The 12235-nt window shown below is 70.2% G+C and carries 13 protein-coding genes; 7 read left to right on the top strand and 6 right to left on the bottom strand.

Annotation, left to right across the window (positions count from 1 at the left end; genetic code table 11):
* Nucleotides 1-222: 222 nt before the first annotated feature.
* Nucleotides 223-474, bottom strand: coding sequence for a DUF397 domain-containing protein (locus ACZ4UU_RS11545; RefSeq protein ID WP_468038778.1), 252 nt, complete (start codon nt 472-474; stop codon nt 223-225).
* Nucleotides 471-1292, bottom strand: a complete 822-nt coding sequence (locus ACZ4UU_RS11540) for a helix-turn-helix domain-containing protein (protein ID WP_468038776.1) — start codon at nt 1290-1292, stop codon at nt 471-473. Before ACZ4UU_RS11540 ends, ACZ4UU_RS11545 begins: the two co-directional genes overlap by 4 nt.
* Nucleotides 1293-1430: 138 nt before the next feature.
* Between ACZ4UU_RS11540 and ACZ4UU_RS11535 the strand changes: the two genes are divergently transcribed.
* From ACZ4UU_RS11535 to ACZ4UU_RS11525, 3 genes are all read left to right on the top strand, one after another.
* Nucleotides 1431-1886: an ATP-binding protein gene (locus ACZ4UU_RS11535; RefSeq protein WP_468038774.1), complete on the top strand. Its 456-nt coding sequence runs from the start codon at nt 1431-1433 to the stop codon at nt 1884-1886.
* A gap of 224 nt (nt 1887-2110) precedes the next feature.
* A complete protein-coding gene (gene thrS / locus ACZ4UU_RS11530) occupies nt 2111-3349 on the top strand; it encodes a threonine--tRNA ligase (protein ID WP_468038772.1) in 1239 nt (412 codons plus the stop codon).
* A 113-nt stretch (nt 3350-3462) separates the two neighbouring features.
* Nucleotides 3463-4437, top strand: a complete 975-nt coding sequence (locus tag ACZ4UU_RS11525; protein WP_468038770.1) for a nucleoside hydrolase — start codon at nt 3463-3465, stop codon at nt 4435-4437.
* A 62-nt stretch (nt 4438-4499) separates the two neighbouring features.
* Here ACZ4UU_RS11525 and ACZ4UU_RS11520 read toward each other — a convergent pair whose 3' ends face one another.
* A complete protein-coding gene (locus ACZ4UU_RS11520; protein WP_468038768.1) occupies nt 4500-5438 on the bottom strand; it encodes an LAETG motif-containing sortase-dependent surface protein in 939 nt (312 codons plus the stop codon).
* 259 nt (nt 5439-5697) lie between these two features.
* On the opposite strand from ACZ4UU_RS11520, the gene ACZ4UU_RS11515 reads away from it, so the two are divergent.
* Both ACZ4UU_RS11515 and ACZ4UU_RS11510 read left to right on the top strand, forming a co-directional pair.
* Nucleotides 5698-7347 carry a glycoside hydrolase family 13 protein gene (locus tag ACZ4UU_RS11515; protein ID WP_468038766.1) on the top strand — a complete coding sequence of 550 codons (1650 nt, stop codon included), beginning with the start codon at nt 5698-5700 and terminating at the stop codon, nt 7345-7347.
* 200 nt (nt 7348-7547) lie between these two features.
* Nucleotides 7548-8318: a carboxypeptidase regulatory-like domain-containing protein gene (locus ACZ4UU_RS11510; RefSeq protein ID WP_468038764.1), complete on the top strand. Its 771-nt coding sequence runs from the start codon at nt 7548-7550 to the stop codon at nt 8316-8318.
* A gap of 9 nt (nt 8319-8327) precedes the next feature.
* On the opposite strand, the gene ACZ4UU_RS11505 is transcribed toward ACZ4UU_RS11510, so the two are convergent.
* Together ACZ4UU_RS11505 and ACZ4UU_RS11500 are read right to left on the bottom strand one after the other, a co-directional pair.
* Nucleotides 8328-9704, bottom strand: coding sequence for a serine hydrolase (locus tag ACZ4UU_RS11505; RefSeq protein ID WP_468038762.1), 1377 nt, complete (start codon nt 9702-9704; stop codon nt 8328-8330).
* Nucleotides 9701-9949, bottom strand: a complete 249-nt coding sequence (locus ACZ4UU_RS11500; protein ID WP_468038760.1) for a hypothetical protein — start codon at nt 9947-9949, stop codon at nt 9701-9703. The genes ACZ4UU_RS11505 and ACZ4UU_RS11500 overlap by 4 nt, the downstream gene beginning before the upstream one ends.
* Before the next feature lie 205 nt (nt 9950-10154).
* Here ACZ4UU_RS11500 and ACZ4UU_RS11495 point away from each other — a divergent pair, with 205 nt between their 5' ends.
* Together ACZ4UU_RS11495 and ACZ4UU_RS11490 are read left to right on the top strand one after the other, a co-directional pair.
* The gene (locus tag ACZ4UU_RS11495) at nt 10155-11060 is read left to right on the top strand and encodes a GbsR/MarR family transcriptional regulator (protein ID WP_468038758.1); all 906 of its coding nucleotides are present in this window, start codon (nt 10155-10157) and stop codon (nt 11058-11060) included.
* Nucleotides 11061-11124: 64 nt separating this feature from the next.
* Nucleotides 11125-11736 carry a DinB family protein gene (locus tag ACZ4UU_RS11490; RefSeq protein ID WP_468038756.1) on the top strand — a complete coding sequence of 204 codons (612 nt, stop codon included), beginning with the start codon at nt 11125-11127 and terminating at the stop codon, nt 11734-11736.
* Between the two features lie 10 nt (nt 11737-11746).
* Here the strand turns inward: ACZ4UU_RS11490 and ACZ4UU_RS11485 are convergent, their stop codons facing one another.
* Complete coding sequence (locus tag ACZ4UU_RS11485; RefSeq protein ID WP_468038754.1) at nt 11747-12208, bottom strand: FxLYD domain-containing protein; 462 nt, start codon at nt 12206-12208, stop codon at nt 11747-11749.
* Between the last annotated feature and the right edge of the window lie 27 nt (nt 12209-12235).

The following is a 12235-nucleotide window of genomic DNA, read 5'->3' as shown; positions in this document are numbered from 1 at the left end:
GACCCCGGCGGGTGCTGCTAACACCCGACCGGGGTTGTTTGTTGCCGCGAACGCTAGAGGGTCGTGACGTCGTGTCGCAAGCCGGTCACGAAAAGTCATGTGTGCTGGTATACGCGGGAGTTGGCACCCGTCGCAGCACGGGGAGGGCGGGAGGGTGGGTTCTGTTCTTCCCCCCCATTCCTTGCAAAAGGGGCTCGAATTTCGGGGTTCGACGCCCGAGGCTCAGGCTGCGGTGTCGTTCGCGTACGTGACGAAGGCGGTCCATGTGTCGGCGGTGACACTGAACTTGGGGCTGCGAGCGCCGAGCTTCGAGTCGCGGACGTGGATGGTGTGGGGGCAGGCGGCGACTTCGAGGCATTCGCCGCCCTGATCATCGCTGTAGCTGGACTTGCGCCAGGTGTAGGCGACTTCGAGGCAAGCGCTGCCCGACGAATCGCTGTAGCTCGACTTGAACCACGTGAGTTCGGCGCTCATAGCTCCTCCGCCAACTTCCTGATGAACCGGGCAGACTCCTCAACGCTAAGCGCCTGCATGCGGATCATGCCATGCCGTTGCGTGAGGGTGCTGAGTTTGTCTCCACTGCCGTACAGCGCACCCGTCTCCTGGCCGTCGGCGAATGCGTACTGCTCGTGATCAGCCGTCTCCACCAACACGATGGGACCGCTGAGCGCTGCCGCTGGAGCACTCTTGAAGGGCAGCACTTGGATGGAGACATTGCGTTGCTGCCCCACATCCAGGAGTCGCTCAAGCTGTCGCCGCATCACGCCTTCACTACCGACCACAGCACGCAGCGCGGCCTCGTGAAGCACGAAGCTGAACAGCGCGAGCGGCTTACTGGTCAGCTTCTCCTGACGTCTGAGCCTCGCAGCAACTCGCTCGGCCACTGTCTCCCCGTCAAGAGGCGGGCAGTCGTTGCCGATCAGCTCCTGCGCGTACTCCCCGGTCTGCAACAGCCCTGGAATCAGCATCGGCTCGTACCACTGCACAGTGATCGCCTCAGCCTCGATCGCCATGTACTCCTGGGACCGCGCCGGGAACGGCTCGGGCTTCAGAAACTCCTGCCCGGCCAACAACTTCCCCCGCGCCCCGCACATCTGATCCGCGACCTGCAACAACCGCAGCGTCGGCCGACGCCTCCCGCACTCCATCGACTTGACGTACTCGTAGTCGTAACCGGCCTCCTCCGCCAGCGCCTGCCGACTGACCGAGGCCTCCTCCCGCCACAACTTGATCTGCCCGCCGCAGTACCGCCAGTTCTGTTGCACCTGCTGAGACTCCCCGGAAGCCGCCACGCCCCGCCTCCCTCCCGCCAACACACCGTGTACAAGCACGCTGTGTACCCACGCCGCTACTCGCGAGGCTACGCGCCGCCCAACAGCCTGAGCTGACCGAATGACGGAGAACCACACGCAAGAAAGCAAGGCGCGCGTATGCCCATGCCCGGAGGCCCCACACCTCAACCGGCCCCCACCGCCGTCCCGCAGGACATCGAGTGGCGCCTGCCCCGTCACGCCCGAAGCGTCGGCCGGGCCCGAACCCTCTTCCGCGAACAGGCCACGTCGTGGAAGCTCCCTGACGACGTGACGGAGACGGCGGTACTGCTCCTCAGCGAGCTGATGACGAACGCGTACCGCCACGCGAGGGTCTCCCCGGGCCGCGAGATCTGGGCTCGCTGCATCCTGGAGGCGAACCGCCTTCGTATCTCGGTGGCGGACGCGAACGACACCCTCCCTGAACCCTGTCCGGCCGCTTTGGACGAGGAGTCGGGCCGGGGGCTAACCCTGGTGGCCGCGCTGGCGGACGAGTGGGGAGCGGCACCCCGCGAGGGTGGCATCGGCAAGACGGTCTGGTGCGAGCTCGAATGCGAACCTTGCGAGACTCTCTGAACGACTGGTACGCCCGACGGGAACCGCAAAAATCACCCCGCGATCCACCAACCCCCCTGTTACCGTCGCCCCATGCAGCGCGCCGCCACCCCGTCTCCCACGACGACGCCGGACCCCGTCCCGGCGCCGCGCTGACAGCTGAGCGAAGAACGAAGCCCCGGGGCGAGTGCCCCGGGGCTTCGGCGTGTGGTGCTCGTCCTTTCATTTTATCCGGAGGAGCAGCCATGCACCACGACCACCGCCGCCTCGGCCGCGAGCTCGATCTCTTCGACACCGACCCCCTGATCGGCGCGGGCCTGCCGTACTGGCTGCCCGACGGGGCGGTCGTACGGCACACCCTGGAGGAGTACATCCGCGAGGCGGAGCGGGAGGCCGGGTACCGGCATGTGTACTCACCGGTGCTCGGCAAGCGCGAGCTGTACGAGATCTCCGGGCACTGGGAGCACTACAGCGACGACATGTTCCCGCCGATGGAGCTCGGCGCGGAGCAGGTCGTGCTGCGCCCGAGCCTCTGCCCCCACCACGCCCTGATCTACCGTTCCCGGGCCCGCAGCTACCGGGAACTGCCACTCCGTATCGCCGAGTTGGGCGGCATGTACCGCTCCGAGCTGTCCGGCGTCCTCGGCGGGCTCACCCGGGTGCGGGCCATCCAGCTCAACGACGCGCATGTGTTCTGCACTCTGGAGCAGGCGGTGGACGAGGCCCGTGCCGCCCTGGAACTCATCGGCCGGGCTTACGCCGATCTGGGGATCAGGGCCGTACGCCACCGGCTCTCGCTGCCCGGGGAGGGCGGTGGGAAGTACGTCGCCGACCCCGGGTTGTGGCGTCGCGCCACCGGCCTGCTGCGGCAGACCCTCGACGCCTCGGGCATCCCGTACGAGGCCGCCGAGGGCGAGGCCGCGTTCTACGGTCCGAAGATCGACGTCCAGATCGCCGACCCGGCCGGCCGCGAGGCCACTCTGTCCACCGTGCAGATCGACTTCCACCAGCCCGAACGCTTCGACCTGCACTACATCGGCCCGGACGGGGCGAAGCACCGCCCGGTCATGGTCCACCGCAGCGTCATCGGCAGCGTCGAACGAGCCGTCGCCCATCTGGTCGAGGTGCACGGCGGCGCGTTCCCGGCGTGGCTCGCGCCCGTCCAGTTGGTGATCCTGCCGGTGGCGCAGGCGCAGAACGGGGCGGCCGGGAAACTGCTGCACCTGGCCCGCCGAATGGGGCTGCGCGCCGAAATCGCCGGGCCCGAGCAGGGCACCCTGGGCGCCCGGGTCCGCGCGGCGCGCCTCGTGCCGTACCAGGCGGTCATCGGGGAGCGGGAGGCCGAGGGGGACGGCGGCCTCGTGGCCGTACGGCTGCGGGACGGGCGCAGGCCCGGTGTCGTGCCGGGGGCCGAACTGGTGGACCGGATCGCCGCCCGCGTCGCGGCCCGGGGCCTCGCGCTGTGGGACGGAGACGCCGCATGACGCCGCGCGCACGCTGCCGCACGGCGACGCCATACGGCGACGCACTCCACCTGTACGACACCGTAAGGTCGGCTTCGTAGACCCGCCACCGCACCCGTGCGAGGAGACCTGCCGTGACGAACGCCGAAGGGCAGCCCATCCCGGTGGTCATCGACTGCGACACCGGTGTCGACGACGCCCTGGCGTTGCTGTTCGCCGTACGCCATCCGGGGCTCGACCTGCGCGCCGTCACCTGTGTGGCGGGCAACACGGACGTGGACGGCGTCGTACGCAACACCCTGACCGTCCTGGAGCTGGCCGGTGCCCCGGACATCCCTGTCGCCCGGGGCGCCGCACGCCCGCTGATCGAGCCCGCGCGCTCGGCACGGCATGTGCACGGCGAGGACGGCATGGGCGACATCGGCCTGCCCGCCCCCACCCGCGCCCCGGCCGACGTGGACGCGGTGACGCTGCTGCGCCGCGAGATCCTGGCGTCCCCGCGCCCGGTCACCCTCATCCCGACCGCGCCCCTGACCAACATCGCCCTGCTGCTGCGCACGCACCCCGAGGTGACCCGCAACATCGAGCGGATCGTCTTCATGGGCGGCGCGGTGGCCACCGGAAACGCCACGCCGGTCGCGGAGTTCAACGTGTGGCACGACCCGGAGGCCGCCGCCATCGCGCTGACGGCGGGGGTGCCGATCACCATGTACGGCCTGGACGTCTTCCAGCGGGTCGTGATTCCCGGGGCGGACGTACGGCGGCTGCGGGCGAGCACGGAACCGGGTACTCGTCTCGCCGGTGACCTGCTGTCGCACCGTCCGGCCACTCCGGACGTCGGCGCCGACTCCGAGGCGGGCGGCATCGGCGACGCGGGCGCGGTCTGCACGGTCGTGGACCCGGCGGGCATCACCACCCGCCTCCTCCCCGTCGAGGTCTCCCTCGCCCCGGGGCCGACACGGGGCCAGACCATCGTCGACCGGCGGCCCCGCCCCGGCGAGTCCGAGATCCATGAGGGCCTGCGTGAGCAGCAGTTGGTCGACGTGGCCCTGGACGTGGACGTCGACCGGTTCGTGAAGCTGTATCTGACGACGGTGGAACGCGTCTGACTCACTCTCACGCATCAGGGGCCCGGGGTGATCACACCCCGGGCCCCTTCAGGTGCCGTTGATCAGGAACGCGCCGTACCGCGCCGCCGCTTCGACATCACGACGAACGCCGCGCCGCCCGCCACCAGCACCACAGCGCCGAGGGCGATCGGGCCGGTGGCGCTGCTGCCGCCGGTCTCGGCGAGGTTGTCGTCGCCGCCGTTGGGCTTCGGCGCCGGGGGCGTCGTCGACTCGGAGGCCTCCGGGGTCGGGGTCTCGGTGGACGGGGTCTGCGAGGCCGGCGGGGTCGTCTCCTCCGCGGGGGGCGACGGCTCCTCGGTCGCGGGCTCCGAAGGCTCGGCGGGCGGCGTGGTCGGAGGCTCCTCCGTGGCCGGGGGCTCGCTCGTGCAGTCCTTCGTGCCGCCGTTCCAGGCCGCGATCAGCTTGTCCTTGATGACCGGGCGGTCCGGGCCCTTGGGCACGTCACCGTGCTCGAAGCCGTCACCCGCGTCGAGCTTGCCGTCGAACTTCACCGCGCCCCGGTACAGGTCGATCTGCGCGAAGCAGCCCGCGTCCGGAACGGCGATGTCGAGGGAGTCGGTCTGGCCGGGCTTGACCGTGACCGTGTCGAAGTCGACGAAGACCTGCTCGCCGGAGGTCGCGAAGGTCGCGCCGTGGGCGAGGTAGGAGGCGAGTGAGGCGGTGCAGGTCGTGGCGTCGGCGGCGGCGCGGACCTTGATGTGGACCTTGCCGTCGTCCGTGACCTTCAGGTTCTGGTCGTCGACCTTGACGGAGTCGTAGAAGTTCGAGCCGTCGAGCGAGAACTGGCAGCGATCGGTGGCCGTCTCCGTGCCGGCGCCGGTACCGGGCCGGTAGGTGCCACCGGACTTCCAGCCGTCGCCGCCCGGCCCGCCATGGGCCCAGGCGCCGGAGGCGGAGGCGACGGTGGCCGCGCAGAGGGCGAGCGACGCGGCGCCCGTCCCCAACAGGCGTCGCGCGATGACACGTCTCGCTATGGACATGCGTATCCCATCGTGGGGTGAGTGGTCGAAGAAGGTTCGCTGGGCTCATTGGTCACATCGGTCACATGCGCCACAGCGTGAGCACATCGTCGGGCGGCCGCAGAACGCTGTCAACCTGCGACAACACAACGGAAGTTCAAGAGGCAATCACAATTGCGTCACGCCAGGAATGATCTCCTCCGCTCGGCATGAGGTTCGCTTTTCCGGCCAAGTGGACAGAGTTCTCACTGTCGCCCGTACCGAGCCATGAGGAGCCCGTGTGTCCGACCTCTCCTCCACCCGCCCCGACTGGTGGCGCCAGGCCGTCATCTACCAGGTCTATCCCCGCAGCTTCGCCGACGGCGACGGCGACGGGCTCGGTGACCTGAAGGGTGTCGCCCAGCGCCTCAACCACCTCGCCGCCCTCGGCGTGGACGCCCTGTGGCTCAGCCCCTTCTACCCCTCCGAACTGGCCGACGGTGGCTACGACGTGGCCGACTACCGCGGTGTCGACCCGCGCCTGGGCACGCTCGACGACTTCGACGCCCTGGTCGCCGAGGCCCACCGGCTCGGCCTGAAGGTGATCGTCGACCTGGTCCCCAACCACACCTCCCACCAGCACGTCTGGTTCCAGGAGGCGCTGCGCTCCGGCCCCGGCTCCGCCGCCCGCGACCGCTACGTCTTCCGCCCCGGCCGCGGCGCGCACGGCGAACTCCCGCCCACCGACTGGCAGTCCGTCTTCGGCGGCAGCGCCTGGCGCCGGGTTCCCGACGGCGAGTGGTACCTGCATCTGTTCACACCCCAGCAACCCGACCTGAACTGGGAGAACGACGAGGTCCGCGCCGACTTCCGCACCACCCTGCGGTTCTGGTCCGACCGCGGCGTGGACGGCTTCCGCGTCGATGTCGCGCACGCCCTCGCCAAGGACCTCGGCGAGCCGCTACGGGACCTCGGCGCGCCGGAGCTCAGCCGCGAGGAGGCGCTCCCGGACTTCCCGCCCGGCACTCACCCCTTCTACGACCGCGACGAGGTCCACGAGATCTACCGCGACTGGCGCAAGATCCTCGACGCCTACCGCCCGCCCCGCATGGCCGTCGCCGAGGCCTGGGTGACCCCGGCCGCCCGCCGTGCCCTGTACGCCCGCCCCGACGAACTGGGCCAGGCCTTCAACTTCGAGTACCTGCAAGCGGGTTGGGACGCCGAGGAGCTGAGGCAGGTCATCGCCGACTCGCTCGCCACGGCCCGCGCGGCGGGTGCCTCCGCGACCTGGGTGCTGTCCAACCACGACGTCGTACGCCACGCCTCCCGGCTGATGCTCCCGCCCGGCACGGACGACAACGCCTGGCTGCTGTCCGGCGGCCACGCACCGGCCGTCGACGAGGCGGCCGGCCTGCGCCGCGCCCGCGCCGCGACCCTCCTCATGCTGGCGCTGCCCGGTTCGTCGTACGTCTACCAGGGCGAGGAACTCGGCCTGCCCGAGGTCGCCGACCTTCCCTTCGAGGTCCTCCAGGACCCGATCTGGGAACAGACGGGGCGCGTCCGCAAGGGCCGTGACGGCTGCCGGGTGCCGCTGCCGTGGACCACGACGGGGCCGTCGTACGGGTTCGGCGCGGGCGGGTCCTGGCTGCCGCAGCCGGAGGGTTTCGCGGCGTACGCGGTGCAGGCCCAGGACGGCGTGGAGGGTTCGACCCTGGAGCTCTACCGCAGGGCCCTGCGACTGCGCCGCAAGCTGCTGGAGGGGGAGGAACTGGACTGGGCGCCGGACACCCCGCCCGGCGTCCTGCACTTCGCCCGCTCGGAGGGCTGGCGGTGCGTGGCCAACCTGTCCGGTACGGCGGTGGAGTTGCCGCCCGGTGAGGTGCTGCTCGCCAGCGCGCCGCTGGAGGCGGGCGGCCTGCTGGGCCCGGACACGACGGTCTGGCTGACGTAGGCCCTGTCGCAGGACTGCCGCGGTCACGGCTTCCGGGTCACCCGGGGTCTGCCGGCAGCGGGCTGACTGCCGACGCCCGGACGGGTGGTGCACAGGGCGGCGTGGGCCCGTACGGCCGAGCTGAGCGCGCCGTTCGCCGGGGAGGCCGCGAGAATCGCGGGCAGGGGTGCCGCCGACCTGTGTGAGGAGCTCCGCCGACGATGAGCAGGTCCTGGAAGACGACGATCCTCGGTTCGCTGGCCGTCGCGGGCGTGGTGATCACGCCGGGGACGGCCTACGGCGGTGACGACCTGTGGGCGGCCGCGACCATCGAACCCGGACGGGAGGGCATCGTCGAGGTCGGCGGCTACGCGGGGACACCCCTGGGCGCGGGCTCGGTCCTGACCCTGACGGCACCGTCGACGACGACCGTGACCGGGACGCCGTTCACCGGGCTCGGCTACCGGGGGTCGGTGTCGCTGGGCGGGAGCACGGCGGCGTACACCTTCGAAGGGGCGCCCGCCGCGGCCACGGAGCCGGAGGAGTCGGCACCGGCGGCCTGGAAGGACCGCAGGTACCCCTTCGTGCTGTCGGTCCCCGCGGACGCCGAGCCCGGCACCCGGCTCCCGGACTGCGCCCTGGTCCTGCGCGACGCGCACGGCACCGTACGGCAGAAGGGCACCTGCACCGTGACGGTCGGCCTGCCCGCGCCGACCCTGTCCCGCCCCCACTCGGGCGTGCCGATCGGCGAGCGGCCCAAGATGGTGGGCACGGCCTATCCCGGCGCCCAGGTCACGGTCCGCGACGCCCACGAAGAGGAGATCTGTGCGACGACCACCGCCCCCAACGGCGTCTGGTGGTGCCTCCCCAGCCACGCCCTCCCCCCGGGCACGGGCCGCCTCCAGGCGACGGCCACGCTCAACGGCGTGAGCGCGGCGAGCGAACAGATCGACATCCTGGTGACGGGCTCGACGCACGGGCGGGACGATTGATCCCACGAGCTACACCCGGCGTGGGTGCACCCGGCAGTTGGTGTGGAGGTATCGGGCCTTGCCGTTCGTGAAGTCGTAGATCGCGACGGTCTGGGTGTCCTCCGAGGAGTCCGACGGCGGCATCAGGAAGTGCGTCTCGCTCACCTGGAGCAGCTCGTATCCGATGCGGTCCGGTTTCTGGAGGAACTCCGCCTGCATCGGGTCGAGGGTCAGAGTCAGGTACAGGCGTCCGCCTTCGCTCGACACTTCGTACCGGGCGCCGGGGCGCTCGTAGACGCCTTCGTACCGGGACAGGTCGAGGCTCAGTGCCGGGTCCGGTGCGGGCAGGTCCGGGACGGTGACCGTGCCGAGTTCGGTCAGGATCTCGTTGAACACCCGGTGGTAGAAGCTCTCCCGTGGGCCGCCGTTCGTCAGCATCGCGACGGCGGTGTTCGAGTCCGGCAGGAGCCGGAGCCGGGCATTGTGGCCGACCGTGCTGCCGTCGGTCGCGTAGACGGTTTCGCCGTACCAGTCGCACACGATGAGACCCAGCGCCCATTCAGGCCCGAACATATAGGGATCCGGAACAGGCACCCGTGAACCCGTCATCTCCCGGACACTTTCGGCTGAGACGATGCGCCGTCCGTTCGGCGCCGTGCCTTCGTTGAGGAGGATGTGCGCCATGGCGAGTACCTCCCGGGTCGTCGAGGTCACGTTGCCGCCCGGGCCGAAGGCCCGCGGCAGGTAGTCGATCGGTGTGACGACAGGGCCCTCGTCCAGGGAGCGGAGCAGGTGCCCGGTCGCGGCCCGGGATTCGTCCACCTGTTCGCGCGAGCTGTTCGTGCTGGTCAGGCCCATGGGGTCGAAGAGGCGATCGCGCATGACATCGTCCCAGCGTTTGCCGTCGTGCACCTCCAGGATTCGCGCGAGAATCGCGTAACCGAGCGCCGCGCTGTAACCGTGGGTCTGGCCCAGCGGGAAGACCTGGGGCGCGTCGGCGATGTTCTCGACCATGCGCGCGTAGACGTCGTCGTCCTCGCCGGGATCGCCGTACGCCTCCTCGATGCCGTTGGTGTGGCACAGCAGGTGGCGAGGGGTGACCTTGGCGCTTGTACCGGGATCGGCCACCGTGAAACCGGGCAGGTAGGCGCACACCGGTTCGTCCAGGCCGACCCTTCCCTCGTCGACGAGCTGCATGAAGGCCAGGGCGGTCCAGGTCTTGGTCATCGAGCCGCACTGGTACACGGTGTCCACGGTCACGGGCTCCCGCGTCTCCACGTTCTTGACACCCGTCGCGAACTCGGTGACCTCCCCGTCCTGCAGCACGCCGATCGCGGCACTCGGGATTCCGTACTCCGAGAGGAGTCCGACGACCCGTTCCCGGATCCGCCGCACGTCGATCGTCATCGCGGGAGACCGACCGCGTTCGCGGCGTCCGCTTCGAAGTACTCCGTCGTGGCGTAGGGACCGGCGTGCGCCTCGAGTAAGTCCCGAACGGCGGCGATGGAGTCGTGTTTGATGACGTTCACCGCCTTGAGACCGTCCTTGCTCGCGACCGCCAGCTTCCACTCGGCGCCTTTGGGGAGCGTCGTGTGTGCCTTCTTCAGGTGACTCCAGAACTTGTTCTCGTCCGAGACGGTGGACACGGCCATTACGTGCATCGCTGCTCCTACTCTTTCAGGATCCTGAAAAGCTACGTTGCTTTTCAGGAGTGGTCAACGTAATGGCTCGACAAAATGGCAGGTCAGGCGAATAATTGCATCAGCATTGCGAGTGAATGCAACAGTCTGGTGGGGTCGTTGCAATGTACTGTTGATGAATGCAAGGGGAGAAGGTGCGCCGGTGCCGGGTGGCAGGTTGACCCACGACGATCGCAGGAGGATCGCGGAATGGCTGGTCGACGGACTCGGCTACGCCGAGATCGGCCGACGGCTCGGCCGGCAGACGTCCACGATCAGCCGCGAGGTCGCGCGCAACGGCGCACAGGGCGAATACGTGGCCGACCACGCGCAGCGGGCCGCCGGCCACCGTGCCCGCAGGCGCAGGCCGGCTCGGCCGGCCGAGCCGGCGATCGACGCAGAGCGCACCGACATCGAGCGCGGCTTCGTGGACGATTTCGCGAGACTGCTGGCCGCGACCGGCCTGCCCCGGATGACCGCCCGGGTGTTCGTCTGTCTGCTCACCGCTGACGTCGGCGGCCTGACGGCAGCCGACCTGGTGCACCGGCTGCGGGTCAGCCCGGCGTCGGTGTCCAAGTCCATCGGCTCCCTCGAGACCATGGAGTTGGTGGTGCGCCGGCCAGATGTCGGTGGGCGGCGCGACCGGTACCTCATCGATGACGACGTCTGGCTCCGGGCGTGGCAGGCGGACACCGGTGCACACGGAGAAATCGCGACCGCCGCGCAGCGAGGCCTCGAGATCTTCGGCGCCGACACGACCGCCGGAGGCCGGCTCGGCAAGATGGGCCGGTTCTTCGCACAGCTGAGCACGCAGATGCGCGACAGCACCCTCGACGAAACGGTGGTGTACGACGCGCTGACCGTCGTCGCCGCCCTCGCGCACGCGGGTCGACCGCTCACCCTGGGCACGCTGGCCACTGCGCTCGACTGGCCCCGGGAGCGCACGAACGCCGCTCTGGACGCGCTCCGACGTCAACCGGCCATCGCCGATCCCCTCGCCCTGCAGGCCGGCGAACCCGGGACGTACACCCTCACCACGAGACCCGATCGACTCAGCCCGGCGCAACGCGAAGCACTCAAGTGAGTCGCGCGAATCCCGCCGGCCCAGCACGGTCTCGCTGTCAGTGCTCGGTGCGAGACTGCCCCGCATGATGGCAACGGACCCGAAAGCGGATCTCCTCCGTTATCTCCAGGACGCCCGGGACGCCCTCGTGTGGAAGCTCGACGGGCTCTCGGAGTACGACGTCCGCCGCCCCTTGACGCCCACCGGCACCAACCTGCTGGGGCTGGTCAAGCATGTCGCCGGAGTGGAGCTGGGGTACTTCGGCGACGCCTTCGGACGGCCCTTCTTCACCGAGGAGCCGCCACCGCCCTGGTGGTACACCGAGGACGCCGAACCCAACGCGGAGATGTGGGCCACCCCGGACGAGTCGCGCGAGGACATCATCGGCCTGTACCGCAGGGCCTGGAAGCACGCCGACGGCACCATCGACGCGCTGCCGCTCGACGCCACCGGGCACGTCCCGTGGTGGCCGCAGGAGCGGCGCGAGGTGACGCTGCACCACCTCATGGTGCGCGTGATCGCCGACAGCCAGCGGCACGCGGGACACGCCGACATCGTGCGCGAACTCATCGACGGAAGCGTGGGGTACGGCAAGGGCAAGGAGGACCTGCCGCAGGGCGACCGGGCCTGGTGGGAGAACCACCGACGCCGACTGGAGAGCGCGGCACGGGAGGCCGACCCGGGCCGAACGGGCTGACGGGCGCTGATCAGTAGCGCAGCGCCCTGGCCACCTCGGCCTTCACGTCCCCGCTCAGGTCATGCGTGCTGCGCACCGTGCCCGTTCCCGTCCCGCCCGCCGCCACGTCCGACACGGTCACCACGTTGGCGTCCAGCAGGTCACCGTTCTCGTCGCGGAAGTTGACCTGTACGGCGAACGACTTCGTCGAGTCGGTCGTGTTCTCGACCGTGACCTCGACGGCCGTACGGCCGCCCGAGTCGGTCGTCGGATCGCCCAGCCGCACCGCGTCCTTGGCGTCGACCCCGCCCTTGATGTCGTCCAACTGGCGGCCGGCCTCCGCGGTCGCCGAGGCGAAGGCGGACGCCGCCTTGCTGGCCACCGAGGAGGGCGTGTCGTCGTCGGAGCAGGAGGTCAGCGTGAGGGCGGCGATCACGGTGGCGGTCGTCGCGAGCGTCGCGGTGGTCGTCCACCGCCTCAGGTGACGGGGCATGGCGCCTCCAGCGGGTTCGTTCCGGTC

This window comes from Streptomyces sp. NPDC028907, from assembly GCF_055564995.1.
The sequence above is the reverse complement of the archived record's forward strand: the minus strand, read 5'-3'. Positions and strand labels throughout refer to the sequence as shown.

Excerpts from the sequence above, each read along its gene's own strand:
- ACZ4UU_RS11545 (WP_468038778.1), bottom strand. The coding sequence starts at position 474 with ATGAGCGCCGAACTCACGTGGTTCAAGTCGAGCTACAGCGATTCGTCG.
- ACZ4UU_RS11535 (WP_468038774.1), top strand. The coding sequence starts at position 1,431 with ATGCCCATGCCCGGAGGCCCCACACCTCAACCGGCCCCCACCGCCGTC.
- thrS (WP_468038772.1), top strand. The coding sequence starts at position 2,111 with ATGCACCACGACCACCGCCGCCTCGGCCGCGAGCTCGATCTCTTCGAC.
- ACZ4UU_RS11520 (WP_468038768.1), bottom strand. The coding sequence starts at position 5,438 with ATGTCCATAGCGAGACGTGTCATCGCGCGACGCCTGTTGGGGACGGGC.
- ACZ4UU_RS11510 (WP_468038764.1), top strand. The coding sequence starts at position 7,548 with ATGAGCAGGTCCTGGAAGACGACGATCCTCGGTTCGCTGGCCGTCGCG.
- ACZ4UU_RS11505 (WP_468038762.1), bottom strand. The coding sequence starts at position 9,704 with ATGACGATCGACGTGCGGCGGATCCGGGAACGGGTCGTCGGACTCCTC.
- ACZ4UU_RS11500 (WP_468038760.1), bottom strand. The coding sequence starts at position 9,949 with ATGGCCGTGTCCACCGTCTCGGACGAGAACAAGTTCTGGAGTCACCTG.
- ACZ4UU_RS11490 (WP_468038756.1), top strand. The coding sequence starts at position 11,125 with ATGATGGCAACGGACCCGAAAGCGGATCTCCTCCGTTATCTCCAGGAC.
- ACZ4UU_RS11485 (WP_468038754.1), bottom strand. The coding sequence starts at position 12,208 with ATGCCCCGTCACCTGAGGCGGTGGACGACCACCGCGACGCTCGCGACG.